This is a genomic window from Gordonia sp. PvP123 (assembly GCF_040547295.1).
Lineage (GTDB): Bacteria > Actinomycetota > Actinomycetes > Mycobacteriales > Mycobacteriaceae > Gordonia > Gordonia terrae.
This window is the reverse complement of sequence record NZ_JBEPPN010000003.1, coordinates 375,850-401,225: the sequence shown is the minus strand read 5'-3', so window position 1 is coordinate 401,225 and position 25,376 is coordinate 375,850. Positions and strand designations below refer to the sequence as shown.

Here is a 25,376-nt window from a genome sequence, read left to right as displayed (position 1 = left end):
TGTCAAGGGGGTTGCTCCGGTGGCCATCACCATCGATGCCGACGGCGAACGTCGTCTGGATCGCACCGAGTCCACAACCGATGGTCGTCCGCACCATCGCGGGTACGAGCTCTCGCACCTCGCGGCGCTCGAGGCCGAATCGGTCCACATCTTCCGTGAGGTCGCCGCGACCTTCGAACGTCCGGTCCTGCTGTTCTCCGGCGGCAAGGACTCCGTGGTGATGTTCCACCTGGCGCGGAAGGCGTTCTGGCCGGCGCCGATCCCGTTCCCGCTCATGCACGTCGACACCGGGCACAACTTCGACCAGGTGATCGAATACCGCGATCGCGTGGTCGCCGAGACCGGGGTCCGCCTTCTCGTCAGCTCGGTGCAGGACGACATCGATGCCGGGCGGGTCGTCGAGCAGACCGGCCCGGGTGCCAGCCGCAACCGGCTGCAGACCGCGGCGCTGTTGCGCGGGATCACCGAGAACCGTTTCGACGCCGTGTTCGGCGGGGCCCGGCGCGACGAGGAGAAGGCGCGGGCGAAGGAGCGCGTGTTCAGCTTCCGTGACGAGTTCGGCGCGTGGAATCCGCGCGAGCAGCGACCCGAGCTGTGGCGCCTCTACAACGGGCGTCACGCCAAAGGGGAGCACATCCGGGTGTTCCCGCTGTCGAACTGGACCGAGCTCGACATCTGGCAGTACATCGCCGCCGAGGACATCGATCTGCCGGAGATCTACTACGCGCACCAGCGCGAGGTGATCCCGCGCGACGGCATGCTGCTCGCGAAAACCCGCTTCCTGCAGGAACTCCCGGGTGAGGAGGTGCGGACCGAGACCGTGCGGTTCCGGACCGTCGGCGACGCCACGTGCACCGGGTGTGTGCTGTCCGGCGCGGACGACGTGATGAAGGTGATCGAGGAGATCGAGGTCACCCGGTTGACCGAGCGGGGAGCCACGCGCGCCGACGACCGGATCTCCGAGTCGGGGATGGAAGACCGCAAGAAGGAAGGTTACTTCTGATGGGCGACCTCAACGCCGTCGGCGGCGCGACGGAGATGCTGCGTCTGGCGACCGCGGGCTCGGTGGACGACGGCAAGTCGACACTCATCGGCCGGCTGCTCTACGACTCGAAGGCGATCTTCACCGACCAGCTCGAATCGATCGAGCGCACCAGCGCCGAGCGCGGTGACGAGTACGCGAACCTCGCCCTGCTGACCGACGGGCTGCGTGCCGAACGCGAGCAGGGCATCACCATCGACGTCGCCTATCGGTACTTCGCCACGCCCAGGCGGAAGTTCATCATCGCCGACACGCCGGGTCACGTGCAGTACACGCGCAACATGGTGACCGGCGCCTCGACCGCCGATCTGGCGATGATCCTCATCGACGCGCGCAAGGGTGTGCTGGAACAGACGCGTCGGCATGCGTTCCTGTCGTCGTTGCTCGGCATCCCACATCTGACGGTCTGCGTGAACAAGATGGACCTCGTCGACTGGTCGCAGGAGCGTTTCGACGAGATCTGTGCGGACTTCGTCGATTTCGCGACCAAGCTCAACGTCGTGGATCTCACGTTCATCCCGATGTCGGCGTTGCGCGGCGACAACGTCGTCGAGCAATCCGCGGCGATGCCGTGGTACGAGGGGCGGCCGCTCCTCAATCACCTCGAGCACGTCTACATCGCGTCCGACCGCAATCTGATCGACACCCGCCTCCCCGTCCAGTACGTCATCCGGCCGCAGCGCAGCGACGGTGCCGACCATCGGGCCTACGCGGGTACGGTCGCCGGCGGGGTGCTCGCCAAGGGTGACGAGATCGTCGTCCTGCCGAGCGGATTCAGCACTACGATCACCGAGATCTGGGCGCCGGGAGGCCAGCCGGTCGACGAGGCCTTCGCGTCGATGGCCGTGTCCGTCGAACTCGCCGACGAGATCGACATCGTGCGCGGCGACATGCTGGCGCGGCCCAACAACCGTCCGTACGTCGGGCGCGATCTGGACGCGATGGTGTGCTGGTTCGCCGACGACGCCGAGCTCCGCCCGGGGAACCGGTATCAGCTGCTGTGTGGGACCCGGCTGACCCGAGCGCAGGTGAACGGACTCAACTATCGCCTCGACGTCAACTCGCTGCATCGTGACGAGGAAGCAGAGGGACTGTCGCTGAACGAGATCGGGCGCGTCGTCCTGCACACCCAGGAGCCGGTGACCTTCGACTCCTACCGCCGCAACCGGGACACGGGCAGCTTCATCCTGATCGACGAGGCCACCAATCGCACCGTCGGTGCCGGGATGATCACGGCGCCGGTGAGTCACGACAGCCACGTCGTGTGGCAGGCGACGAAGGTCGACCGCGAGCACCGTCCGCACCGCGGCGCCACGATCTGGTTGACGGGACTGTCCGGCTCGGGCAAGTCGTCGCTCGCGGTCGAACTCGAGCGGCGCTTCGTCGCCGAGGGCCGTCCGGCATATCTGATGGACGGCGACAACCTGCGGCACGGGCTGAACTCGGATCTGGGCTTCTCCGACGACGACCGGCGGGAGAACATCCGCCGGACCAGTGAGGTCGCGGCGTTGTTCGCCGACTCGGGATCGGTGGCGATCGTCTCGCTCATCAGCCCCTTCGCCGAAGAACGGCAGCGGGCCCGCGAGATCCACGCCGAGCGCGGGTTGCCGTTCTACGAGATCTTCGTCGACACCCCGCTCGCGGAATGCGAGCGACGCGACCCGAAGGGGCTCTACGACCGCGCCCGCCGGGGGGAGATCAGTCAGTTCACCGGCATCGACTCGCCCTACGAGCGGCCGTCGAGTCCGGATCTTCTCATCACGCCCGACGACGGTCCGCCGTCCGAGGTCGCTGACCTCGTCTTGCGTAACCTGGGTCTGTGAGTGCGCTCTGCCACCCGGCGCCGAGCGCTGTTGTGCCACCGGTATTCCGACCGAGAGGAACCCCGTGACCGACGATCGCGCCCTGGCGGGCGAACTGGCCACCGCCGCAGGTGAACTCCTGCTCGACATCCGGCGTTCCAGCGGATTGACGGGGAAGGAGCTCGGTCAGGAGGGCGACCGCCGGTCCGACGAATTCATCCTCGGGCGTCTCGCACAGGAGCGGCCGGAGGATGCCGTGCTGTCCGAGGAGTCGGCCGACGACAAGTCGCGGCTGTCGGCGCCGCGGGTGTGGATCATCGATCCGGTCGACGGCACGCGCGAGTACGGCACCTACGAGCCCGGTGGCGGGCGTACCGACTGGGCGGTGCACGTGGCGCTCTGGTCGGCCGACGACGGGCTGATCGCGGGTGCGGTGGCGCTCCCGGCGCTCGGGGTGACCTATCTCGACGACGATTCGACCGTCGAACCGGTGGAGGGCCTGGCCTCGCGGCCCCGCACCGGTGTCCCGCGCGTCGTCGTGAGCGGTTCGCGGCCACCGGCCTTCGCCGACGAGGTGGCCGCGGCCATGGCCGGCGAGGTACTGCCGATGGGGTCCGCCGGGGCGAAGGCGATGGCGGTCGTGCGCGGCGAGGCCGACGCCTACGTCCATGCCGGCGGCCAGTACGAATGGGATTCGGCCGCGCCCGTCGCGGTCGCGAAGGCGAAGGGCCTGTGGTGCGGGCGGATCGACGGTTCGCCGCTCGTCTACAACAACGAGGACACGTACCTGCCCGACCTCGTCATCTGCCGGCCCGAGTTCACCGAGGTGATCCTCACGGTCACCACCGAGGGTGCCGGCGGCTGAGCCCCGCGGTGCTAGTGCGTGACCACGACCTTGATCACGACGATCACGGTCGCCACCAGCGTGACTGCGCCGGCACTGAGAAGCGTTGCCCGACTGGGTCGTTCGTTGTTGAGACGGTCGATGACGAAGACTGTGCCGCCGATGCGCAGCAGGATCACGATCTCGGCGACGAGCTGGGCGGTACGGGGCTCGATCCAGCCGATCAGCCCGATCAGCAGGATCGCGCAGGGCAGGAGCGCCGAGGTCAGGATGGGCACCGAGTCGCGGAGATGGCCGAGCGCCTCTGATCGCGTCGGTTGCACCTTTCCGTCGGAGACCCGGCGGGAGACGCCCTCTGCGAAGACGTGCGCGATGAAGGTCGACGCGGCCGTGCCGGCGAGGATCGCGATCCCCACGAAGTCGTCCTCGACGTGCAGCGGGATGAGTACGGCGAGGATCAGGATGTTGCCGTAGATGTAGGCGCTGATCCGTGGGGCGGCGTGCTTGCGGTCGAGCGGGTTGTCGCGGCTGAACAGCGGGCCGTGCAGCAGGGTCCACGGACGAGTGCTCATAGACGCCGAAACTATCAGCGCGGGACCAGTTCGGCGACGACAGCGGCAATGGTGTCGTCGGGCCGGCTCAGGCAGACCGTCGCCGCCACGGTCGCCACCTGCTGCACATTCGCGGTCACGTCGAGCTCGGTGAGAACCGCCGCCCGCTGTGCGTCGTCGAGTTCGCGGAACTGCGCGCACGTCATCGTCGACGCGGCGCCGGTCCCGGTGTCGGAGCCGCGCGACGGCGATGCAGTCGTCCGGCTGGTGGTCGCGGATGTGGCGGGGCTGCTGGTCTCGGTGGCGCTCGTGGTCGAGACCACGCTCTCGGGTGCAGGCGCGGGCGCGGGCTCATCGGACGAGCACGCGCCGACCGCGAGCATCGCCAGCGCGGTCATCGTCAGGCCCGCGGCGAGCCGGGTCGGACGGAAACTGCGGGCGGGTACGGACATGCAGGGCTCCTCGTGGAATGTGCAGCGGTGGTGTTGTGATCGGCGGTCGGTGTGGCTTCGTGGCTTCGACTCGGCTCCTCGCTTCGCTCGGTGCCGGCTCAACCAGCAGATGGGGTCGGTGCCGGCTCAACCGGCGGATGGGGGCGGTGCTGTCCGGGCCGACGGGGTGGGTCGGTGGGGCATTCAGCGCATGAGCCCGGAGAGGACGCCCGAGATGGCCGACCGGACGTCGGCGGTCTCGATGCGCATGAGGTCGTCCTGGCTGAGTGCGTCGAAATCGCCGGCACCGCTGAGGCGGAACTCGCGCTCCTCCTCGGCCGCCTCGATGATGTTGCGGATGAAGCGACCGTTACCGGCGAGATCGGTGGCGCGCCGCACGGTGCCCTGGTGTTCGCGGACATCGTGGTACAGCGGAGCGCACGCCTGCTCGATCTCGGTCATCGCCTCGCGGGTCAGCGACGAGTCCCGCTTGCGCGCAATGAATTCGGCGATACGAGCGAGCTCGTCGGGAGTGTAGGAGTCGAAGCGCACGCGGCGGGCGAAGCGCGAGGCCAGGCCGTCGTTGGACGCGAGGAACCGATCGATCTCGGAGTCGTAGCCGGCGATGATGACGACGAGCCGGTCGCGGTCGTCCTCCATCCGCGCCAGCAGCGTGTCGACGGCCTCGCGACCGAACGCGTCGCCGCCGGACAATCCCTGCTGGATCAGGGTGTAGGCCTCGTCGATGAACAGGACACCGTCCATCGCGGAGTCGATCAGTGCCGAGGTCTTGATCGCGGTGCTGCCGAGGTGCTCGCCGACCATGTCACGGCGGGTCGCCTCCACCACCTTGTCGGACTTGATGAACCCCAGGCCGCAGTAGATCTTGGCGACGATGCGCGCCACCGTGGTCTTGCCGGTGCCGGGCGGTCCGGTGAAGGCGAGATGCAGGCTGCGCGCCGACGTCGACAACCCGCGGTCGGCGCGGACCTTCGCCAGCGTCGCGGTCGACTGCAGTTTGGCCACCTGCTGCTTCACCGAGTCGAGCCCGATCTGTTCGGCCAGTTCGCGTTGCGCCTCGGTCACCAGGGAGCTCTGCTCGTCCGGATCCCCGGACCCCGACACCAGGGTCTCGGCGCGATCGGGCACCGACTTTGGGTCCCACCGGTCGGTGCGCTCGGCGATCTGCTCGGGAGTCGTCGCGGTCACGCGGAGGGAAGGCGAGCGGATGGCCTCGGCCGCGGCCGCGAGCGACGGGTCGCGGGCATAGGCCTGCTCGAACATCGACTTGGCCTTCTCTTCCTGGCCCTGCTCGCGCAGGGCGAGGCCGTAGACGAACATCGCCTGCGTCGAACAGGCCGCGATCGGGCCGTCGACCGCGTTCTGCAGTCGGCGCATGCCCTCGCCGAGCATGCCGAGGTGCACACACGACGTCCCGGCCATGAAGTCGGCGACGGCCTGCATGTAGGGGTCGTTCCACCGATCCGACCTGGTGAGCGACGTCAGGACGTCGGGCCACCGCTGGGTGGCGAAGTGGAGGAAGGCGCGCACGAAGTCCACGATCGGCACGCGATGGGCCGGGGGCACCTCGTCGAGCACCTCTTCGGCACCGGCGAAATCCGCCCCGCGAACCAGGCTGGCGGCATAGGCCGCGGTCGCCTCGACCGCACTCGACGCCGGGAAGTCGATCATCATGCCCGTGTACCAGCGCCCCGCGATCGTGCCGGGCGGGAGTCCGAGCCGGCGCTGCTCCGCGCCGATCGATCCGCGTGCTCGATAGAGACCCAGAAGGACCTCGTTGCTGTTGTCGCCGCAGGCGAGCCTGCCGATCCAGGCGTCACCCAGGGACGGATCCCACTCCGTCGCGCGGGTGAAGGCCTTGGCGGCCTGGGCGGGATTGTCGACGGGCTCCTGGCCCTCGACGGGGATGTTCAGCGACAGGACACCGAGTTCGAAGAGCGCCCTCGCCTTGCGGACATCGGCCATCGCTTCCCCCTGTGTCGTCCCATCGGCGTACCGAAGCCCCTGTACCGATCTCCCCGGGCGCATCCGCGCGGTCGCCGGGGACAGACTATCGCTAGACCGCCCCGGCGCCGGGTGCAGATCTCCCAGGTCCGCACCCGGACCGCCCCGGCGGCCGGAACCGCCCGCGTCCGCCTAGACTGATCAGAGTGAGTGCCCAGGTGGATACCGTCTCAGCCGCTGCCCAGACCCCGGATCATCCGCAACCCTTCCGCGAACTCGGTCTCAAGGACGACGAGTACGCGCGCATCCGCGAGATCCTGGGCCGCCGGCCCACCGACGCGGAACTCGCCATGTATTCGGTGATGTGGTCCGAACACTGCAGCTACAAGTCGTCGAAGGTGCACCTGCGCTACTTCGGCGAGACCACCACCGACGAGATGCGTGCGAGCATGCTGGCCGGTATCGGCGAGAACGCCGGTGTCGTCGACATCGGTGACGGCTGGGCGGTGACCTTCAAGGTCGAATCGCACAACCACCCGAGCTACGTCGAGCCGTACCAGGGCGCCGCGACCGGCGTCGGCGGAATCGTGCGCGACATCATGGCGATGGGTGCGCGTCCCATCGCGGTCATGGATCAGCTGCGCTTCGGCCCGGCCGACGCCCCGGACACCCGCCGCGTCGTCGACGGCGTGGTGCGCGGCGTGGGCGGTTACGGCAACTCGCTCGGCCTGCCGAACGTCGGCGGCGAGACCGTCTTCGACGCCAGCTACGCGGGCAACCCGCTCGTCAACGCGCTGTGTGCCGGTGTGCTGCGCACCGAGGACCTGCACCTGGCCTTCGCCTCGGGCGCGGGCAACAAGATCATCCTGTTCGGCGCGCGTACCGGCCTCGACGGCATCGGTGGTGTGTCGGTGCTGGCGTCGGAGACCTTCGACGACGCGGACGCCGGGAGCGAAGCGAGCGGGTCCAGTGGTGCAGCGGGATCTCGGCCCAACCGCAAGAAGCTGCCGAGCGTGCAGGTCGGCGACCCGTTCACCGAGAAGGTGCTCATCGAGTGCTGTCTCGAGCTCTACCACGCCGGTCTCGTGGTGGGCATCCAGGATCTCGGTGGTGCCGGATTGTCCTGTGCGACCAGCGAACTGGCTGCGGCCGGCGACGGTGGCATGCACATCGACCTGGAGAAGGTGCCGATGCGCGCCGAGGGCATGACCCCGGCGGAGGTGCTCTCCAGCGAGTCGCAGGAACGTATGTGTGCGGTGGTGACGCCGGAGAACGTCGAGAAGTTCCTCGAGGTCTGCCGCAAGTGGGACGTGCTCGCGACCGTCATCGGCGAGGTCACCGACGGTGATCAGCTGGTCATCACCTGGCACGGTGAGACCGTCGTCGACGTGCCGCCGCGCACCGTCGCCCACGACGGTCCGGTCTACGAGCGCCCGGTCGCCCGACCCGACTGGCAGGACACCGTCATCGCGTCGACCACCGAACCGCTGCAGCGTCCGAGCACACCGGATCAGCTGCGCGAGACGCTGCTGACCATGCTCGCCTCACCCGCGCTGTGCAGCCGCAAGTTCATCACCGACCAGTACGACCGGTACGTCCGCGGCAACACCGTTCTCGCCGAACACGCCGACTCGGGGATGATCCGGATCGACGAGGAGTCCGGGCGCGGGATCGCGCTGGCGACCGACGCCTCGGGCCGTTACACCTTCCTCGATCCGTACCGCGGGGCGCAGCTCGCGCTCGCCGAGGCCTACCGCAACGTCGCCGTCTCCGGTGCGACGCCGAAGGCCGTCACCAACTGCCTCAACTTCGGCTCGCCGGAGGACCCCGCGGTGATGTGGCAGTTCCAGCAGGCGGTCCGCGGACTCGCCGACGGCTGTGCACAGCTCGGGATCCCGGTCACCGGCGGCAACGTGAGCTTCTACAACCAGACCGGGGCGACGGCCATCCTCCCGACCCCGGTGGTCGGTGTGCTCGGCGTGATCGACGACGTGCACCGACGCATCCCGACCGGGATCGGCACCGAACCGGGCGAGACGCTCATCCTCCTGGGTGAGACGCGGGACGAGTTCGACGGCTCGATCTGGGCGCAGGTCAGCCACGATCATCTCGGTGGCGTTCCGCCGCAGGTCGACCTCGAGCGGGAACGACTGCTCGCCGAGATCCTGACCGCGTCGTCGCGTGACGGACTGATCTCCGCGGCACACGATCTCAGCGAGGGTGGGCTGATCCAGACCGTCGTCGAGGCGGCCCTGGCCGGTGAGACCGGCTGCCGGATCCTGCTGCCCGAAGACGCCGACCCGTTCGTCTGGTTGTTCTCCGAATCGGCCGGCCGGGTGCTCGTCGCGGTGCCGCGTACCGAGGAGTCACGGTTCACCGCGATGCTCGACGCACGCACGCTGCCGTGGACGCGGATCGGCGTGGTCGATCAGGGCAGCGACGCGGTCGAGGTCCAGGACTACTTCTCGGTGCCTCTCGCCGAACTCCGCGAGGTCCACGAAGGCACCCTTCCGAGGATGTTCGGCGACGCCGTCTAGTTGCATCTCGCAACGTTGTAGCCTGCGAGGATTCCGTTGTACGTCAATGGAATCAATATCGTTTGCAGACGTGTCGCGGCCGGTGGCGGTCGGTTACGCTCCTTGAGTTCTCTGACCGAGTCGAAAGGGCGCAGATGAGCTACCCCTATGATCCGAACCAGCCGCCGAACTACGGCGCGGGTGGTTACGGACAGCAGCCGTACGGCGGGTTCCCCGGTGGGAATCCGGCCGGTCCGGAGCCGGACAACAACCTCGTCTGGGCGATCCTGTCGACGGTGCTGTGCTGCCTGCCGCTCGGGATCGTGTCGATCGTGAAGTCCACGTCGGTCAGCAAGCTGTGGGCGGCCGGCGATTACGCCGGTGCGCAGAAGGCTGCCGACGAGGCCAAGAAGTGGGCGATGTGGAGCGCGATCTCGTCGGTCATCATCTGGGTTCTGGTCATCATCGTCTATGTCGTCCTCTTCGTCATCCTCCTCGGCGCCTCCGCGTCCACGTCCACGTACTGATCGCTTCGAGAGAGCCGTCCTCGGACGGGTGTCGGCTCTCTCGAACCATCGGTACCTCGGGCCGGCGACCGTTGTCGCCGGTACCGGGTTGGTCTGTGCGGCAGTGTGGTTCGGCGATCCGACGACACCGGGCGGCGCCCTTCCGGTGTGTCCGACCAAGCTCATCTTCGGGGTGACGTGCCCGGGTTGTGGATCGCTCCGGGCGATCTATTCGCTGCTCCACGCTGATGTCCCGGCCGCCCTGCATTACAACGCGGTCGGGGTGCTCGCGATGGGGTTGCTGCTCGTCGCCTTCGGCGCGTACTGCGTGCGGCTGTGGACCGGTCGCCGGGTTCGCAGCTGGCAGCATCTCCGCTACTCCGGCGTAGTCGTACTCGTGGTCGTGGTGGCCTGGTTCGCGATCCGGAACATCCCGGTCGAACCGTTCTGGTCACTCCACGTCTGAACGTCCGGCGGCACCGCGGAACCAGCGAGCCAGCCGCGAACCGGGCTCGCGCACCGGATCGTCGAGGTCGAGTGTCGCCAGGGCCTCGGGATCGTCGGTCGTGATCTGATCGATCCGCAAGTCCAGCAACCGTCTGATGTCCGGGGCGACACGTGGCCCGACCCGCGTGACCGTGTACCCGTCGACCAGACGACGGTTCTCGTGAAAAGCGCCGATCAGATCGTGGCCGCGACGATCGGCCGCCAGGATCAACCGGTTCTCCAGGTAGACCATCTCGGCATCCGGTGATGCCGCCACCGCGCGGTCGACGAAGCCGTCGAAGTCCCCGGACCGGATCGCGGCCTCGGCGGCACCGTGATGGCAAGGGTCGTAACCGATCCGGATGCCCGGCGCGGCCGAGGTCAGCGTCTCCACCGCCGCGGCGTCGCCGCACGACAGGATGTAGTGCCTCGCGTGCGGTGCAACGCTGCGGGCGAACACCGCCACGGCCGTCGGGTCGAGAGCGGCGTCGTCTTCCTTGAAGTCGAGCTGGAGCGACGCGGTGGGCGCGATGTCGACGCCGTCGAAGAGCTCGGTCAGATCCTCGAGCAGGAGCACGCGATCCTCGATGGGTCGGCCGGTGTTGTCCCGCAGGTGCAGGTCGCGCAGGTACGACGCGGGGAGTGCCGACACCGTGCCGGTGCCGGTGGTGGCGTGGTCGACGGTGCGGTCGTGCAGGACGGCGAAGCCGCGCTCGGCGTGGATCACGAGGTCGATCTCGATGCTCGCGCCGAGACGCATGCCCTCGACGATGCGGGTCGCGGTGAACTCCGGATCGTCGGCGCGGCGTCGGCCACGGTGCCACTTGAGCATCGTCCGATGACCGTCGTGGTCGATGGCGATCGGGGCGGCCGCGGGATCTGGGGGCGACATGGCAGTCACAGCTCCGACCTTAGCGATGCATCTCACCGAATCGACGCGCCGAAGTGGAACGTGTTCTAGTTTGGTTCGTATGACATTGCGCGTGGTCGAGTGGTCGACCGGAACCGTCGGACGACATGCCATCGCCGGGATCGACGCCCGGCCCGACCTCGAACTCGTGGGGGTGTGGGTGTCCGACCCCGCCAAGGTCGGCAAGGACGCCGGTGAGCTGGCCGGTCTCGACCGTGGGCTGGGCGTCGCCGCGACCGACGACCGTGATGCGTTGATCGCCCTGAAACCCGACTGCATCGTGCACACGGCGATGACCGACGATCGCGTCATGGAGTCGATCGAAGACCTGATCTTCTTCGTGGAGCACGGGATCAACGTGGTGTCGAGCGGCCCGGTGGTGCTGCAGTTCCCGCAGGGGATTCTGCCGGATTCGCTTCTGGACCGGATCGCGGCCGCGGGCGAGTCGGGCGGGGCGAGCCTCCACGTCAACGGCATCGACCCGGGATTCGCCAACGACGTGCTGCCGCTGGCGATGACGAGTCTGTCGCAGCGCATCGACGAGGTGCGCTGTCAGGAGATCGCCGACTACTCGACCTACTACCAGCCGGTGGTCATGCGGGATCTGTTCGGCTTCGGGCAGCCCCTGGACACGACACCGCTGATCTTCGCGCCGGGCATCCTGTCGATGGGGTGGGGGAGTGTCGTTCGACAGATCGCCGCCGGCCTCGACCTCGTGCTCGACGAGCCGCTCGTCGAACGTGTCGACCGGGTGGAGGCCGATCGCGACTACTCCACGGTGTCCGTCGAGATCCCCAAGGGGACGATGGCCGCGGTGCGCTTCGAGGTCGTCGGCCAGGTCGACGGCGTGGATCGCGTTGTGCTGGAACACTACACACGCACCCACCCCGATCAGTGCCCGGACTGGCCGTCTCCGACCACGGGGGACGGGTGCTACCGCATCGAGATCTCCGGCGAACCCGAGATGGCCGTCGAGTTCGGGCATCACGGCGAGAACGGTGACCACAACGTGTCCGGCATGATCGTCACCGCGATGCGACTGGTCAATTCTGTTGCGGCGGTTGTCGATGCGAAGCCCGGTCTGGTCACCGCACTCGATCTCCCGCTCGTGACCGGCCGGGGGTTGTTCGCTCGGAAGTAGTCGCTATCGGCGACGGTGGTCGGGGTGATCCGAACTTGTGCGAGGTGTCGATGGCCTTGATTTCCGCCTGCACCATCGTGGGCGGCCCGCACAGATGGGCCGCATTGGTTACGGCGTATCGCGCCGTCCACTCGCCGTCGGCGCAAAGTCGGTCGAGTTGCGCTGCGATCACACGTGGTCGGTGAGTATGCGTGCGAGTTCTGCTTCGACTGGAGTAAGGGGTCGGGTGATGAGATCTTCCGGCAATGTTCGCGGGTGGACCAATTCGCGGTAGGCGAGTTCGAGGCGCCGGCCGCTGTCGCCATAGCCGACGGCGTCGGCGCGCGACAGGTCTGGGCGTGGTTGATCGCCGGACCGGGTTGGTGGTCCGTGGATTTCGTCGCGCACTGTGTTCAGATGTTCGGCGAATCGCCGGGGTATGTCGGGTCGGCGGTTGATGCGTTCGGGGTTGGGTGGCGCGCCGGGCTCGGCATTCAAGCGCCAGAGGCAGCGGCCTTCGTCGGGTCCGGACCGTTCGATTCGGGTGGTGTATTGCCCGGGTTGGTCGCCGACCATGCGGTTGTGGCGGGGGCAGGCGGGTGCGAGGTCGTCGATGTCGGTGAGACCACCTTTGGCCCAGTCTTTCTGGGCGTGGTGGAGTTCGACGTGGGTGGCGGGCTGGTCGCATCCGGGTGCCGAGCACACTTCACCGTCGGGGCGGGCGAAGGACACGAGGCGTTGTTCGCGGGTTGCCAAGCGTTTCCCGCGCCCGAAGTACAGTGGCACGGCGGTCGAATCTTTGAAGATCGCGAGCCACGGCTGCACGTCGGCGCCCATCGCGAGCAGGTCGGGGATGGGGATCAGGGTGCCGGTGGCGGTGGTGGCGAGTCCGGCTTCACGGATCAGATCATTCAGGTCGGCTTTGATGATCAGTTGGGCGGGCAGGCCGCGGTGCGACGTGCCGAGTGTGCCGTCGGCGAAACCGGCGGCCAGTGCGGCGTCGAGGGCGTCGTGATTGGTCTGGGCGGGGGTGCGTTGGTCGCGGTCGGCGGCGAGGGCCAGGGCGTCGGGGTCGGCGGTGCCGGCCGGTCCGGACGGTGAGTTGGGGTCGTCGGGGTTGTTGAGTCCGGGTTTGCCCCAGATGGCGAACATCATCGTGAGCCGGGCGGCGAGTTCGGGGGTGAGGGTGCCGGAGATGGTGGCGGTGCCGTCGGCGCGTTGGCGTCCGATCCACAGGTTGCGGCGCCGTTTCTGGTCGGTGTCGTCGGTGAGGGTGCCGTCGGGGTCGAGGTGAGCGAGGAGCCGCGCGCCGAGTTGGGTGATGTCGGCCGGTGTGTGGTCGATGGCGATCTCGGCCATCTGCCGCTCGGCGGCGACTCTGATGTCGTGGTCGATAGTGCCTGGGATGCGGTCGAGGACGTCGAGGGCGGCTTGGACGTGGGCGGTGCCGACGGCGCCTCGCGCGAATGCCTCAGCCAGGCAGGGGTGTTCGGGCTCCAAGATTTCACCGCCGAGGCTGGTGCGGGTGGCGGTGGCGTCCATCTGCTTACGCCGGCGCATCGGGTTCGACACTCGCAGTCGATGGGTCATGAACTGCATGAGCGTGCGGCAGCCGGTCTTGCGGGGGAGGTCGCGGGCCTCGACTTGATCGATCTGCCGGTCACCGGCAACGATCAGGCGTGCGATGGCACGTTCGGTATCGGCTGCCACGTCAGTCAACTCGGCATCGGTACACGGCGACAGGTCCACAGTCTGCAATTTGTCGAGAATCGCATGCAGCTCGGCCACCAGCTCGACGGCACGCGGTTGCGGCGCCGCCGAATCGTCGTCGACGTGTGTCGTGTCGGCCATGACGGTCACCTCCCCCGGGAGCCGTTGCTGCGAATGTACGTTCGAGTGTACACGATCTCGGCGCATCTGGTCGCGAAAAGCGCTGTCCAGCAATCTGTATGGTCTCTTGTGATGGTGAAGGGAGCTTGTCGGTGGCAACAGATATACCTAGCGGAACAACGAACATCGTCGTTGCAGTCAACCGGGCATCGTCACCACGACGGCAGCCCGCGCGCTTCTAATTGGGCACGTAGGTTCTCCCGACCGTGCAACGACTCTGCGCCGGCGAGCCGGGCGAGAACCCTTGTGCTCCAGTCGCCGTCGAGGCCATGTCGGCTGTTGTATCCGGTCAGTGTCCCGTCGTAGGCATCGACGTGCGAGTCCGCGGCCGCGGCGTCGTAGGTCTCGCGGTGGAGAACGGCGGCTTGGGGGAGGCGGGGTTTGACGCCCGCAGGCTCGGTGGGGTCGGGTCGGCCGATCGCCAGCCCGAAGGTTGCGATCGCATGGTCGGGCAATCTCAGCTCGTCGGCCACCTCTAGGGGGTGATTACGGATTGCGCCGACGAACACCGTGCCGAGGCCCAGTGATTCGGCGGCGACGACCGCGTTCTGGGCGGCGAGTGCGGTGTCGACGAACCCGATGATCGTGGATTCCAGATAGTCGGTCGCATCGAGCGGCACTGCCCGGCGCGTAGCGAGGCGCCGGGCACGGCCGAGGTCGGCGACCCAGACCAGGAACAGCGGCGCGTCGTCGATGAACCCCTGGTTGTTGGCCAACACCGACAACCGGCGCTTGCGATCCGGATCTCGCACCGCGATCACGCTCCACGCCTGCAGGTTCGACGATGTCGGGGCCGACTGTGCCGCCGCGACGATGGCGTGGAGCCGGGCATCATCGACGGGATCCGGCAGGAACCGACGGACCGAACGGTGCGCCAACTGAACGCCGAGAACCTCGCTGACCACGTCGAGGGTGGCTTCGGGGTCGGCGTAGCGTTCGGTGATGGTCATGCCGAGCATGCTGATGCGCGGGGACCGGTGTGACAACCTTCTCGCGCGGACTGGGCGGAAGTCCCCGCGGCGGCGAGCGGAACCTCGCCCTCCGCGCCGGCCATCAACCCTGGCGCGCCTTGAATCTGGGGTTGCCCTTGTTGATCACGTAGATGCGTCCTTTGCGCTTGACCACCTGCGAGCCGGGCTGGTTCTTCAACGAACGGATGGATGCACGGACCTTCAACGGAGCCTCCTTAATGGAAATTGTTTCCATTAAAGCAGCTCCGTCGCCACGGGTCGACGGCCGGGTCTCAGACCTCCCAGGTGTGTACCGGCTCGCCCTCGTGCATCTGGGTCACGTAGTCGCGCAGCATTCCCTGCAAGGCCTGCGCCCGGCTCTCGCCCGCGCGTTCGCGGGCCGCCACGGCCTGGCGTTGCCAGACCGACCCGGTCTGACGAGAGATGCAGCGGCCCTCGATGACCGAGAGGTAGCGCTTGCGGGCCTTGTCGGAGACCCCGAACCGGCGCAGTCCGTCCTCGGCGAGCACGAGGAGCCGGCGGAGAACGAGTTCGTCGGGCCGGACCCAGCCGACGTCGGGCCAGTACAACTGGGACTCCATCCCGGCGCGTGCGCCGGACTGCAGGTTCTCGGCGGCGGCATTGAACGACATCCGCGACCACAGCGGGCGGTCGGACTCGACGAGACCGCGGACGACACCGTAGTAGAAGGCGGCATTGGCCATCGTGTCGACGACCGTCGGGCCGGCGGGCAGCACGCGGTTCTCGACGCGGAGGTGGGCCTGGCCCTCGTGGATGTCGTAGACCGGCCGGTTCCAGCGGTACACGGTCCCGTTGTGCAGGCGCAGCTCGTCGAGGGTCGGGATGCGTCCGTCGTCGAGTTCGGCGAGCGGATCGGTGTCGGTGGAGACCGGGAGGAGGGCGGGGAAGTAGCGGGTGTTCTCCTCGAAGAGGTCGAAGATCGTGTTGATCCATCGCTCCCCGAACCACACTCGAGGCCGCACGCCTTGGTTCTTCAGCTCCAGCGGCCGGGTGTCGGTGGCCTGCTCGAAGACCGGGATGCGGCTCTCGTGCCACAGCGCGGTCTCGGCGAGGAACGGCGAGTTGCCGGCCAGTGCGACCTGCACACCGGCGATGGCCTGTGCCGCATTCCAATGCGCGGCAAAGTCTTCCGGCGCCACCCGGAGGTGCAGCTGGAGGGATGTGCAGGCGGCCTCGGGCAGGATCGAGTCGGTCGAGGTGCGCAGATTTTCGGTGTGGTGGGCGTCGGTCAGCGGTACGCCGGTGATGTCGATCTCGAGGTCCTCGCCCCGCGCGGCGAAGATCTGCTCGTTCAGCAGGTCGTACCGTGGGTTCGCCGAGATCCAGTGATGGGCGAAGTGTTCGGACCTCAGCGTCGGGAGCATGCCGATCATCACGAGGTGGCTCGAGGTCTGCGCGGCCCGCTGTTCAGCCCGGTTGAGCGACGTGCGGAGCGCCTGTTCGAGTGAGATCGTGTCGTCGGTGGTGAACGGTCGCGGCGAGACGTTGATCTCGATGTTGAACTGACCGAGTTCGGTCTGGTAGTCGGGATCGGCGATCGCCTCGAGGACGGCGGCGTTGGCCATCGCCGGTCGCATGTCCTCGTCGACGAGGTTCAGCTCGACCTCCATGCCGAGCAGCGGCTTCGGCGGACGCCCCTGGTCGGTGAACAACCCGTCGGCGAGCATCCGGGCGATCGCTTCCGTCCCGCGCCCCACCTGACGCCGGAAACGAACCCGGTCCTCGCCGGTGAACTGCTGCTTGGACACCTCGGCTCCCATGCGGTCAATACTGCCCGATCCGGGCCGCCCCGAACCCTGTTGGGAGAATGGCCGGGTGCCGCCACGCAGGAGAGTGGATCCAGCAGAGGTCCGAGCCGCAGTGCTGGCCGTCTCGGACTGGCTCGTCGACCCGACCGCGCCGCCGCCGGGACGAGCCGCCCTCGCCGACGCCGTCCGACAGTCGGCCCGGACGCTCGAACAACTGGCGCCCGGGAACTCGGTCGAGGTCCGGGTGCCCCCGTTCGTCGCGGTGCAGTGCATCGAGGGTCCCCGCCACACCCGCGGGACGCCGCCGAACGTCGTCGAGATGTCGCCGCGGACCTGGCTGCTGCTCGTCGCGGGCGTCCTGTCCTACGACGACGCGCTCGCCGCGGGCGACATCGACGCCTCCGGACACCGCGCCGGCCTGGTCGCCGACCTGCTCCCACTGGTCCCGATCGGAGCGTCGGGCGACCGGTGAGCCGGAGTGTGATCCGTCACTCGACGCCGGTGTCGAGGAATGACCCGCCGGTCCACACTGCTGCAAGATTCGCATCGGGAGCCGACGGACCCGTAAACTCCGTGATGTCTCCCAGCCCACTCGACTGACCGATCCGCAGCCCCAGGGAGCTAGTCGATGCCTGATCATTCGATCGCCAACATGAACCTGCTCGCTCCCACGACGCCGGCGGGCGGGTGCTCCGCTCGCGGCGCGGGCGCGGTCAACCCGGCTCCGCTGGACGAACCCGAGAACGAACCGCGTGAGGAATGCGGTGTATTCGGGGTCTGGGCGCCCGGTGAGGACGTCGCCAAACTGAGCTATTACGGGCTCTACGCCCTGCAGCATCGCGGCCAGGAGGCCGCTGGTATCGCGGTCGGCGACGGCAGTCAGGTGGTGGTCTTCAAGGACCTCGGACTGGTCAGCCAGGTCTTCGACGAGCAGACCCTCGGTGCGATGAGCGGCCACGTGGCGATCGGCCACTGCCGGTACTCCACGACCGGGTCGACCACCTGGGAGAATTCCCAGCCGATCTTCCGCACCACCGACGCCGGCACCGGCGTCGCGCTGGGCCACAACGGCAATCTGGTCAACACCGCGGACCTCGCGGCTCGTGCGCGTGAGCAGGGGATCAAGAGCTCGGCGGCCACGTCGGACTCCGATGTCGTGGGTGCGCTGCTCGCGCACGGCGCCGCCGACAGCTCCATCGAGCAGGCTGCCATGGAACTGCTGCCGACGCTCAAGGGCGCCTTCTGCCTGACCTTCATGGACGAGCACACGCTCTACGCCGCCCGCGACCCGCACGGGGTGCGTCCGCTGTCGCTCGGCCGTCTCGATCGCGGCTGGGTCGTCGCGTCGGAGACCGCCGCACTCGACATCGTCGGTGCGTCGTTCGTCCGGGACATCGAGCCGGGTGAGCTGCTGGCGATCGACGCCGACGGGGTCCGCAGCTCCCGCTTCGCCGAGCCCACACCCAGCGGCTGCGTCTTCGAATACGTCTATCTCGCCCGCCCGGACTCGGTGATCCACGGGCGCTCGGTCCACTCGACCCGCGTGGAGATCGGTCGACGCCTCGCCAAGGAGCACCCCGCCAAGGGTGACCTGGTGATCCCGGTACCGGAGTCCGGCGTGCCGGCGGCCGTCGGTTTCGCCCAGGAATCGGGCATCCCCTATGGCCAGGGACTGATGAAGAACGCCTACGTCGGCCGGACCTTCATCCAGCCGTCGCAGACGATCCGCCAACTCGGCATCCGCCTCAAGCTCAACCCGTTGCGCGAGGTCATCCGCGGCAAGAAGCTCGTCGTCGTCGACGACTCCATCGTGCGGGGCAACACCCAGCGCGCGCTCATCCGGATGCTGCGGGAGGCCGGGGCCGCCGAGGTGCATGTTCGCATCGCGTCGAGCCCGGTCCGGTGGCCGTGTTTCTACGGTATCGACTTCGCGTCGCCCGCGGAGCTCATCGCCAACGGCATGGAGTCCGAGGCCGGCATGGTCGAGGGTGTCCGGCAGGCCATCGGCGCCGACTCGCTCGGGTACATCAGCATCGACGAGATGATCAACTCGACCGGTCAGGCCGCGTCGGCCCTGTGTGCGGCCTGCTTCGACGGCAAGTACCCGATCGAGCTGCCCAAGGAGACGTCGATGGGCAAGGCCGTCCTCGAACAGATGCTGGCCAGCGCCGCCGGCGACCGGACGGTGGACCCCCTGACCAAGCCGAACGACAACGTCAGCGCGGTCATGCGGCCCTGATTCCCCGCCATCTGCCCTCCGGTACCGTATGACCCGTCGGCGAACACGCCGGAAACAACGTTCGACCGAGATTCTTGGAACGGGAGTGCTGCGGAGATGACGGAGCGGGATGCTGCTGCCGACGAGACGGCCGGGAGCGCGACACCGGCCTCGTATGCGGCGGCCGGAGTCGACATCGACGCCGGTGAGCGGGCTGTGGAACTCATTGCGCCCCATGCCAAGCGTGCGTCGCGTCCGGAGGTTCTCGGCGGGATCGGTGGCTTCTCCGGTCTGTTCGCACTGAAGGGCAACTACCGGGAGCCGGTCCTGGCCGCCGCCAGCGACGGCGTCGGCACCAAACTGGCCGTGGCACAGGCGATCGACAAGCACGACACCGTCGGTCGCGATCTCGTCGCCATGTGCGTCGACGACCTGGTCGTCTGTGGCGCCGAACCACTGTTCCTGCAGGACTACATCGCCGTGGGCAAGGTGGTCCCCGAGACGGTGGCCCAGATCGTCGCCGGTATCGCCGACGGATGTGTCGAGGCCGGTTGCGCGCTCCTGGGCGGCGAGACCGCCGAGCACCCCGGCCTGATGCAGGACAACCACTACGACATGTCGGCCACCGCGGTGGGCGTCGTCGAGGCCGACAACGTCCTCACCCCCGACCGTGTGCGTGCCGGTGACGTCGTCATCGGCATGGGATCGTCGGGATTGCACTCCAACGGGTACTCGCTCGCCCGCAAGGTGCTGCTCGAGTGGGGCCACATGGATCTGTTCGGCCACGTCGAGGAGTTCGGTCGCACCCTCGGCGAGGAGTTGCTCGAGCCGACCCGGATCTACGCCCGGGACTGCCTGGCACTGATCGCCGAGGCCGATGTCCGCACATTCGCGCACATCACCGGCGGTGGTCTCGCCGAGAACCTGGCTCGGGTGATCCCGAACGGACTCGTCGCGGAACTCGAGCGGAACACCTGGACGCCCGCGCCGATCTTCACCCTGATCGGGCAGCGCGGGCGGGTGGAGCAGCTCGAGATGGAACGCACCTTCAACATGGGCGTCGGCATGGTCGCGGTCGTGGCGCCCGAGGACACCGATCGGGCGCAGGCCGTGCTGACCGCGCGGCATGTCGACAACTGGGTCCTGGGTACGGTCAAACGAGCGAGCGACCGGTCCGACAACGACTCACGTGTCAGCCTCCTCGGGGAGCACCCGCGCTTCTAGCGCCCGCCCGAACTCGCACTGTCGCAAGGACAGTCGTGGCCGACTCAGACAGACAACCGACGCCCGCCGGAGGGGATTCCCTCGGCGGGCGTCGGCGTCTGTCGATGACGAGATCACCCCCGTACCGGCGCACGAGCACGCACCACCCATGTGAAACGGGTGGTGCGTACAAAATCATGGGCCCGCGTCACCGCGGGTCCGCTCATGCGGAGAGTGTGTGGGGTGATCCCAGGCGTCGAGAGATCAACGCCTGAGGAGTGTGCGCGTCAAGCGCGTCGCCACTCCTCTTCGTCCACCCAGTCGTCCACCGGATCCGGTCGATCTACAACCGGATCGCCCTGCCCGGAAAGCTCGCGCTGCAAGCTTTCCAAATCGGTGTTCGGAGTGGAGTACTTCAGCTGACGTGCAACCTTCGTCTGCTTTGCCTTTGCCCGGCCGCGGCCCATATGGGACCCCCTCGCACAATGACGGGGCGGCCAAACGATTGGCGGCCCCGTTCTCTTGAAGTAATTCTGTCGTGCGGACCAGTCTAGCGCGCCTCTAGGATTTGTGTTGTCCACCCTGGGTTGCCGCGCCGACGCGTCTTTCCGACTTGTTCACCATCTTGGTCGCCTCGCGCCGGACCTTGGCGGGCAGATCGTCTCGGGCGAGCAGGGATCGGATCGCCCCGATGTCGCCGCCGGCAAGCAGATCGCGAGAGCGCACCCCGTGGTCGGGACGATGGACGACGGTGATCTGATCGCCCTGCGCCACGCTGCCGTTCTGGACAACGCGCAGGTAGGTGCCGAAATCGGCCTGGTCCAGAAATCGCTTCATCCATCGCGGCTCGCCCGCCCAGACCGCGAAGGTCTTACAGGGGACACGGGGGATGGTCACCTCGAGGATCAACCCGTCGGCGCCCACCTCCCACCGTTCGCCGACCAGCGCGTCGGTGACCGCCATCCCGTCGATGCGCAGGTTCTCGCCGAACCATCCGTAAGGAAGCTCACGTCCGAGCTCTTCGGCCCACCGGCGCGCCTCGTCGTCGGCGTAGGCGTACACGGCCTGATCGACACCGCCGTGGTGCCGCTTGTTGCCCACGTGATCGTCGACGAGGCCGAGCTCGTCGACGGCGAGGCGTCCCTGTCGCGGACGCTTGTCGATGGCGGAGCGGCCGATGCCTTCGAGGATCACGTCTTCGCCGGCGGTGCACACCGCCAGCACCACACCCGTGCTCAACTGTTACGTCCGAGGGCTGTCGAGCCGCTGCGCAGGCGTTCCACGGCGGCGCGTCCGGCCTGGACCCGGTCGTCCTCGAGGATCGAGTCGGGATCGATCCGGGCGCTCACGGCGGACTCGGCGCCCACGGTCAGCTCGACGTCGGCGCCGACGTTGCGTTTCACGAGCGCAAGGGCGATGGGGCCCCACTCGTGGTGGTCGACGACGGTGCCCAGCCGGCCGACGGTGCGGCCGCCGGCACTAACCGGGTCGCCGGGCGCCGGGCGCTGGTCGCTGCTGCCGTCGAGGTGCAGCAGCACCAGCCGGCGGGGCGACTTGCCGAGGTTGTGGACCCGGGCGACGGTCTCCTGGCCCCGGTAGCACCCCTTGTCGAGGTGGACCGCGCCGAGCTCGTCGGGCCCGCCGATCCAGTCGACCTCATGTGGGATGGTGCGCTCGTCGGTGTCGGCGCCCAACCGGGGACGGCGGGCCGCCACGCGCAGGGCGTCGAATGCCCAGCTGCCGGCCATCCGCGCGCCGGCCTCGGTCAGGGTGTCCCACCATCGGTTCAGCACGTATTCGGGCACGATGAGGTCGACGACCGGCAGGTCCCGGTGCTCGCCGAGTGAGGGCATGCGCCGCCAGAAGCCGAGCGGCTCGTCCTCGTGGTGTGACTCGGGCAGTCCGCCGGCCTGGTAGACGACGGTGTCGGCACCGATCTCCAGGAGGTCGGCGACGGGTCCGCTGAGGGCCCCCGGGCCGACGAGCGTCACGACCTTCATGTCGGGGCGGGCGGCCGGTTCGGCCTTGGCCCAGAAGACCATCTTGCTCAGGAAACCGAGCAGCGGTTCGCCACGGGAACCCTCGGTGTCGAGCCAGGTGACACCGTCGATGTCGGTGAGGACGAAGTGCTCTTCCACACGGCCGTTGGCGTCGAGGGAGAGGTTCTCAGCGCTCGACCGGTCGGGGAGGGCGGCGATGTGCTGACTGGTGATCGTGTGCAGCCAGGTCAGACGTTCGTCGCCGGCGATCTCGATCACGGCACGGTCGGACCGGTCGACGATGATCACGCCGGCGGCGGCACGTTGCTCACCGAGTGGATCGCCGTAGTGCCATGCGGTGTCAGCGGAGTGGAGGTCGCCGGGGCCGGGCACCGCCCCGCCCTCGGAATGCCTGGTCAGGATGGGTGAACGGCTCACGCGTCGATTCTACGGGTCGATTCGGCGAACGGCCGGGACGCATGGCAGCCTTCTATCCATGGCCGATTCGATCCTTGTCTCGCTCGACGGTACGCAGCACGATGCCGACGCTCCCTTCCTCCATGCCGACGATCTGGCGGCCGTTCGCGGCGACGGCATCTTCGAGACCCTGCTCGTCCGCGCCGGACGGCCGCGATGCGTCCGGCTGCACCTCGAGCGCCTCGCGCGTAGCGCAGCTGCGATGGAGCTCGGGACACCCGATCTCGACGAGTGGCGCGGGGTGATCGAGGCCGCGACGCAGGCGTGGGTCGAGAAGCACGGATCGGCGGGCGAGGCACTGCTCCGGCTCGTGTACACCCGGGGGCGCGAACACGGTTCGGCGCCGACCGCCTATGTCACCGTCGACGCGGTGCCCGACCGGGTGGCGGCCGCGCGCGCGGAGGGGGTGCGGGTGGTCACCCTGGACCGCGGCTTCTCGATCGACCTCGCCGGCTCGGCGCCGTGGCAACTGCTCGGGGCCAAGACCCTCAGCTACGCCACGAACATGGCGGCGCTGCGTCACGCGGCCGCCGAGGGCTACGACGACGTGATCTTCGTCAGCAGCGAGGGCGCGGTCCTCGAGGGGCCCCGGTCCACGGTCGTCGCGATCTACGGCGACACCCTGGTGACGCCGCCCACCGAGATCGGAATCCTCGAATCGACGACCGCGAGTGCGGTTTTCGACGTGGCGGAGCGGGAGGGTTGGACGACCAAGACCGACCTCCTGCGGCCCGAGGACCTGGTGGCGGCCGATTCGGTCTGGCTGGTCAGCAGTGTCACCCTCGCGGCCCGGGTCACCCATCTCAACCGGTATGTGATGCCGGTTCCGTCGGACTCCGCGAAATTCGCCGATCTGGTCGATCGCGCCATCTCCGTGGACGACAATTGATCCCGGTCACCGACACCTGAGACCCGCGGCCTGGAGCACAGGCCCGAGCGGGTGAGAGGGAAGACACCGCTTCGAGCTGGTCAGCGGGACCTTTGGCGCTTGTTAAGGCCGGTGACCAGGCGTAACGTCGCGCCTACGACTTACTACTACCTGTAGTAGTAGGTTCCGGCAGGTTTCGATCTGCCCCCGCAGCCCGGGGGCCGGCAACTCGATTCGAGGCGATATGGACGCTCTGGACGTCTCCAGATGGCAATTCGGGATCACGACCGTCTACCACTTCATCCTGGTGCCCCTGACCATCGGCCTCGCGCCGATGATCGCGGTGATGCAGACGGTGTGGCATGTCACCGGCAACGAGCAGTGGCTGCGCGCCACCAAGTTCTTCGGGAAGCTCTTCCTGATCAACTTCGCGCTGGGTGTCGCGACCGGCATCGTCCAGGAGTTCCAGTTCGGCATGAACTGGAGCGAGTACAGCCGGTTCGTCGCCGATGTCTTCGGCGCACCGCTTGCCCTGGAGGGCCTGGTCGCGTTCTTCCTGGAATCGACCTTCATCGGGCTCTGGATCTTCGGCTGGGACCGCTTGCCGCGCCGGGTGCACCTGGCGTGTATCTGGCTGGCGGCCATCGGCGTCAACGCCTCGGCGTACTTCATCATCGCCGCGAACTCGTGGATGCAGCACCCGGTCGGCGTCGTGTGGGATGACGAACGCGGTCGGCCCGCCATGAACGACTTCGTCGCGGTGCTCACCAACAACACGACCCTCGCGGCCTTCCCGCACGTCATCGCCGGTGCCTTCCTCACCGCGGGCACGTTCGTCGCGGCGATCGGCATCTGGTGGATGGCGCGGAACTCCTGGCGGGCCAAGAAGATCCGCGAGGCCGCCGAAACCGGCGACACCGGCGTGATCCCGGAGAGCGCGTCCCCGAGCCACGTCGACGCGACGCCCGAAGCCCTCGAGAAGGACGCCCGCGACCTCTGGCGGCCGGTGACGAGACTCGCGCTGTGGGTGACCCTCGTCTCCGGCGTCGCCCTGTTCATCACCGGGGACCTCCAGGCGCAGATCATGTTCAAGCAGCAGCCGATGAAGATGGCCTCGGCCGAGTCGCTGTGTGAGACCGAGACGGGCCCGGGCTTCTCGGTCCTGTCGATCGGGCGCCAGAACAACTGCGACAACATCGAACACGTCATCGAGATACCGAAGATGCTGTCGTTCCTCGCGAACCACGACTTCGACTCGACCCTGCAGGGTGTCGAGGAATTGCAGGAGCAGTACACCGAGGCCTTCGCAGGCCAGCCGAATGTCCCGGCCAACCAGAACTTCGCACCGAACCTCTTCGTGACCTACTGGGGTTTCCGGGCGATGATCACCTGGGCCCTCGGTTCGGTGGTCGTGGCCCTGGGCGGTCTGTGGTTCACCCGCCGCAAGCGGGTGGTCGAATCCAGACGCTTCGGCTTCATCGCCCTGCTGATGATCCCGACGCCGTTCCTGGCGAACAGTTCCGGCTGGATCTTCACCGAGATGGGGCGTCAGCCGTGGGTTGTCGCACCCAACTGGGAGGACGATCTCGATCCGCTCCGGATCAGCATGCTGGTGCAGAACGGCGTCTCCAACCATTCGGCGAGCACGGTGTTGGTCACCCTGATCGGGTTCACGCTGCTCTACGGTGCACTCGGCGTCGTGTGGTTCATGTTGCAGCGGCGCTACGTCATCGAGGGCCCGGCCGCGCACGATTCGCGACCACCAGGCCACACCGACGACGACGAATCCGATTCCGATGAGCCCAAACAGCTCTCGTTCGCCTACTAG

Annotated in this window: 23 protein-coding genes; 12 read left to right on the top strand and 11 right to left on the bottom strand. The window is 67.9% G+C overall.

What is annotated here, in order from left to right:
- Window positions 1-55: 55 nt before the first annotated feature.
- The 3 genes from cysD to ABIC25_RS07220 all read left to right on the top strand — a co-directional run bounded on the left by cysD (window position 56) and on the right by ABIC25_RS07220 (window position 3,709).
- Window positions 56-1,003, top strand: coding sequence for a sulfate adenylyltransferase subunit CysD (gene cysD, locus ABIC25_RS07230; RefSeq protein WP_354560836.1), 948 nt, complete (start codon window positions 56-58; stop codon window positions 1,001-1,003).
- Entirely contained in the window at window positions 1,003-2,865 is a 1,863-nt protein-coding gene (gene cysC / locus ABIC25_RS07225) for an adenylyl-sulfate kinase (protein WP_354560636.1), read from the top strand. Before cysD ends, cysC begins: the two co-directional genes overlap by 1 nt.
- 64 nt (window positions 2,866-2,929) lie before the next feature.
- Window positions 2,930-3,709 (top strand): 3'(2'),5'-bisphosphate nucleotidase CysQ, encoded by a 780-nt coding sequence (locus ABIC25_RS07220; protein WP_248644700.1) that lies wholly within the window; start codon window positions 2,930-2,932, stop codon window positions 3,707-3,709.
- A gap of 11 nt (window positions 3,710-3,720) precedes the next feature.
- On the opposite strand, the gene ABIC25_RS07215 is transcribed toward ABIC25_RS07220, so the two are convergent.
- The 3 genes from ABIC25_RS07215 to eccA all read right to left on the bottom strand — a co-directional run bounded on the left by ABIC25_RS07215 (window position 3,721) and on the right by eccA (window position 6,656).
- Complete coding sequence (locus ABIC25_RS07215) at window positions 3,721-4,260, bottom strand: hypothetical protein (RefSeq protein WP_101820923.1); 540 nt, start codon at window positions 4,258-4,260, stop codon at window positions 3,721-3,723.
- 14 nt (window positions 4,261-4,274) lie between these two features.
- Complete coding sequence (locus ABIC25_RS07210) at window positions 4,275-4,691, bottom strand: hypothetical protein (RefSeq protein ID WP_354560635.1); 417 nt, start codon at window positions 4,689-4,691, stop codon at window positions 4,275-4,277.
- A gap of 183 nt (window positions 4,692-4,874) precedes the next feature.
- Window positions 4,875-6,656 (bottom strand): type VII secretion AAA-ATPase EccA, encoded by a 1,782-nt coding sequence (gene eccA / locus ABIC25_RS07205; protein ID WP_248644702.1) that lies wholly within the window; start codon window positions 6,654-6,656, stop codon window positions 4,875-4,877.
- Window positions 6,657-6,841: 185 nt separating this feature from the next.
- On the opposite strand from eccA, the gene purL reads away from it, so the two are divergent.
- The 3 genes from purL to ABIC25_RS07190 all read left to right on the top strand — a co-directional run bounded on the left by purL (window position 6,842) and on the right by ABIC25_RS07190 (window position 10,123).
- Window positions 6,842-9,172, top strand: a complete 2,331-nt coding sequence (purL, locus tag ABIC25_RS07200; protein ID WP_004023148.1) for a phosphoribosylformylglycinamidine synthase subunit PurL — start codon at window positions 6,842-6,844, stop codon at window positions 9,170-9,172.
- Window positions 9,173-9,306: 134 nt separating this feature from the next.
- Window positions 9,307-9,678, top strand: a complete 372-nt coding sequence (locus ABIC25_RS07195) for a CD225/dispanin family protein (RefSeq protein ID WP_239400073.1) — start codon at window positions 9,307-9,309, stop codon at window positions 9,676-9,678.
- 28 nt (window positions 9,679-9,706) lie between these two features.
- Window positions 9,707-10,123 (top strand): DUF2752 domain-containing protein, encoded by a 417-nt coding sequence (locus ABIC25_RS07190; RefSeq protein ID WP_354560633.1) that lies wholly within the window; start codon window positions 9,707-9,709, stop codon window positions 10,121-10,123.
- On the opposite strand, the gene ABIC25_RS07185 is transcribed toward ABIC25_RS07190, so the two are convergent.
- Window positions 10,109-11,035 carry a glycerophosphodiester phosphodiesterase gene (locus ABIC25_RS07185; RefSeq protein ID WP_354560834.1) on the bottom strand — a complete coding sequence of 309 codons (927 nt, stop codon included), beginning with the start codon at window positions 11,033-11,035 and terminating at the stop codon, window positions 10,109-10,111. The genes ABIC25_RS07190 and ABIC25_RS07185 overlap by 15 nt on opposite strands.
- 79 nt (window positions 11,036-11,114) lie before the next feature.
- Between ABIC25_RS07185 and ABIC25_RS07180 the strand changes: the two genes are divergently transcribed.
- Window positions 11,115-12,194, top strand: coding sequence for an NAD(P)H-dependent amine dehydrogenase family protein (locus tag ABIC25_RS07180; protein ID WP_354560631.1), 1,080 nt, complete (start codon window positions 11,115-11,117; stop codon window positions 12,192-12,194).
- Window positions 12,195-12,362: 168 nt separating this feature from the next.
- Here the strand turns inward: ABIC25_RS07180 and ABIC25_RS07175 are convergent, their stop codons facing one another.
- The 4 genes from ABIC25_RS07175 to ABIC25_RS07160 all read right to left on the bottom strand — a co-directional run bounded on the left by ABIC25_RS07175 (window position 12,363) and on the right by ABIC25_RS07160 (window position 16,815).
- Complete coding sequence (locus ABIC25_RS07175) at window positions 12,363-14,024, bottom strand: HNH endonuclease signature motif containing protein (protein WP_354560629.1); 1,662 nt, start codon at window positions 14,022-14,024, stop codon at window positions 12,363-12,365.
- Window positions 14,025-14,215: 191 nt separating this feature from the next.
- Window positions 14,216-15,013, bottom strand: coding sequence for an NADPH-dependent oxidoreductase (locus ABIC25_RS07170; RefSeq protein WP_101820951.1), 798 nt, complete (start codon window positions 15,011-15,013; stop codon window positions 14,216-14,218).
- 103 nt (window positions 15,014-15,116) lie between these two features.
- Window positions 15,117-15,239: a type B 50S ribosomal protein L36 gene (gene ykgO, locus ABIC25_RS07165; RefSeq protein ID WP_033205406.1), complete on the bottom strand. Its 123-nt coding sequence runs from the start codon at window positions 15,237-15,239 to the stop codon at window positions 15,117-15,119.
- 67 nt (window positions 15,240-15,306) lie between these two features.
- Window positions 15,307-16,815, bottom strand: a complete 1,509-nt coding sequence (locus tag ABIC25_RS07160) for a glutamate-cysteine ligase family protein (RefSeq protein WP_354560627.1) — start codon at window positions 16,813-16,815, stop codon at window positions 15,307-15,309.
- Between the two features lie 55 nt (window positions 16,816-16,870).
- Here ABIC25_RS07160 and ABIC25_RS07155 point away from each other — a divergent pair, with 55 nt between their 5' ends.
- The 3 genes from ABIC25_RS07155 to purM all read left to right on the top strand — a co-directional run bounded on the left by ABIC25_RS07155 (window position 16,871) and on the right by purM (window position 20,245).
- On the top strand, window positions 16,871-17,275 hold the full coding sequence (locus tag ABIC25_RS07155; RefSeq protein ID WP_051987072.1) for a sterol carrier family protein: 405 nt from the start codon (window positions 16,871-16,873) through the stop codon (window positions 17,273-17,275).
- Between the two features lie 156 nt (window positions 17,276-17,431).
- Complete coding sequence (purF, locus tag ABIC25_RS07150) at window positions 17,432-19,042, top strand: amidophosphoribosyltransferase (protein WP_354560626.1); 1,611 nt, start codon at window positions 17,432-17,434, stop codon at window positions 19,040-19,042.
- A 96-nt stretch (window positions 19,043-19,138) separates the two neighbouring features.
- Window positions 19,139-20,245 (top strand): phosphoribosylformylglycinamidine cyclo-ligase, encoded by a 1,107-nt coding sequence (gene purM, locus ABIC25_RS07145; protein WP_064569499.1) that lies wholly within the window; start codon window positions 19,139-19,141, stop codon window positions 20,243-20,245.
- Between the two features lie 266 nt (window positions 20,246-20,511).
- On the opposite strand, the gene ABIC25_RS07140 is transcribed toward purM, so the two are convergent.
- From ABIC25_RS07140 to ygfZ, 3 genes are all read right to left on the bottom strand, one after another.
- Window positions 20,512-20,691, bottom strand: coding sequence for a DUF3073 domain-containing protein (locus ABIC25_RS07140; RefSeq protein WP_004020923.1), 180 nt, complete (start codon window positions 20,689-20,691; stop codon window positions 20,512-20,514).
- A 94-nt stretch (window positions 20,692-20,785) separates the two neighbouring features.
- Window positions 20,786-21,463 carry an MOSC domain-containing protein gene (locus ABIC25_RS07135; protein WP_239400063.1) on the bottom strand — a complete coding sequence of 226 codons (678 nt, stop codon included), beginning with the start codon at window positions 21,461-21,463 and terminating at the stop codon, window positions 20,786-20,788.
- A complete protein-coding gene (gene ygfZ / locus ABIC25_RS07130; RefSeq protein ID WP_239400061.1) occupies window positions 21,460-22,641 on the bottom strand; it encodes a CAF17-like 4Fe-4S cluster assembly/insertion protein YgfZ in 1,182 nt (393 codons plus the stop codon). Before ygfZ ends, ABIC25_RS07135 begins: the two co-directional genes overlap by 4 nt.
- Before the next feature lie 58 nt (window positions 22,642-22,699).
- Between ygfZ and ABIC25_RS07125 the strand changes: the two genes are divergently transcribed.
- Entirely contained in the window at window positions 22,700-23,569 is an 870-nt protein-coding gene (locus tag ABIC25_RS07125) for an aminodeoxychorismate lyase (RefSeq protein WP_354560623.1), read from the top strand.
- A gap of 223 nt (window positions 23,570-23,792) precedes the next feature.
- Window positions 23,793-25,376 (top strand): cytochrome ubiquinol oxidase subunit I, encoded by a 1,584-nt coding sequence (locus ABIC25_RS07120; protein ID WP_354560621.1) that lies wholly within the window; start codon window positions 23,793-23,795, stop codon window positions 25,374-25,376.

What these genes read in the sequence shown, in the direction of transcription:
- cysC (WP_354560636.1), top strand. Translation starts at nt 1,003, where the DNA reads ATGGGCGACCTCAACGCCGTCGGCGGCGCGACGGAGATGCTGCGTCTG.
- ABIC25_RS07215 (WP_101820923.1), bottom strand. Translation starts at nt 4,260, where the DNA reads ATGAGCACTCGTCCGTGGACCCTGCTGCACGGCCCGCTGTTCAGCCGC.
- ABIC25_RS07210 (WP_354560635.1), bottom strand. Translation starts at nt 4,691, where the DNA reads ATGTCCGTACCCGCCCGCAGTTTCCGTCCGACCCGGCTCGCCGCGGGC.
- eccA (WP_248644702.1), bottom strand. Translation starts at nt 6,656, where the DNA reads ATGGCCGATGTCCGCAAGGCGAGGGCGCTCTTCGAACTCGGTGTCCTG.
- ABIC25_RS07195 (WP_239400073.1), top strand. Translation starts at nt 9,307, where the DNA reads ATGAGCTACCCCTATGATCCGAACCAGCCGCCGAACTACGGCGCGGGT.
- ABIC25_RS07185 (WP_354560834.1), bottom strand. Translation starts at nt 11,035, where the DNA reads ATGTCGCCCCCAGATCCCGCGGCCGCCCCGATCGCCATCGACCACGAC.
- ABIC25_RS07180 (WP_354560631.1), top strand. Translation starts at nt 11,115, where the DNA reads ATGACATTGCGCGTGGTCGAGTGGTCGACCGGAACCGTCGGACGACAT.
- ABIC25_RS07175 (WP_354560629.1), bottom strand. Translation starts at nt 14,024, where the DNA reads ATGGCCGACACGACACACGTCGACGACGATTCGGCGGCGCCGCAACCG.
- ABIC25_RS07170 (WP_101820951.1), bottom strand. Translation starts at nt 15,013, where the DNA reads ATGACCATCACCGAACGCTACGCCGACCCCGAAGCCACCCTCGACGTG.
- ABIC25_RS07160 (WP_354560627.1), bottom strand. Translation starts at nt 16,815, where the DNA reads ATGGGAGCCGAGGTGTCCAAGCAGCAGTTCACCGGCGAGGACCGGGTT.
- purF (WP_354560626.1), top strand. Translation starts at nt 17,432, where the DNA reads ATGCCTGATCATTCGATCGCCAACATGAACCTGCTCGCTCCCACGACG.
- purM (WP_064569499.1), top strand. Translation starts at nt 19,139, where the DNA reads ATGACGGAGCGGGATGCTGCTGCCGACGAGACGGCCGGGAGCGCGACA.
- ABIC25_RS07140 (WP_004020923.1), bottom strand. Translation starts at nt 20,691, where the DNA reads ATGGGCCGCGGCCGGGCAAAGGCAAAGCAGACGAAGGTTGCACGTCAG.
- ABIC25_RS07125 (WP_354560623.1), top strand. Translation starts at nt 22,700, where the DNA reads ATGGCCGATTCGATCCTTGTCTCGCTCGACGGTACGCAGCACGATGCC.
- ABIC25_RS07120 (WP_354560621.1), top strand. Translation starts at nt 23,793, where the DNA reads ATGGACGCTCTGGACGTCTCCAGATGGCAATTCGGGATCACGACCGTC.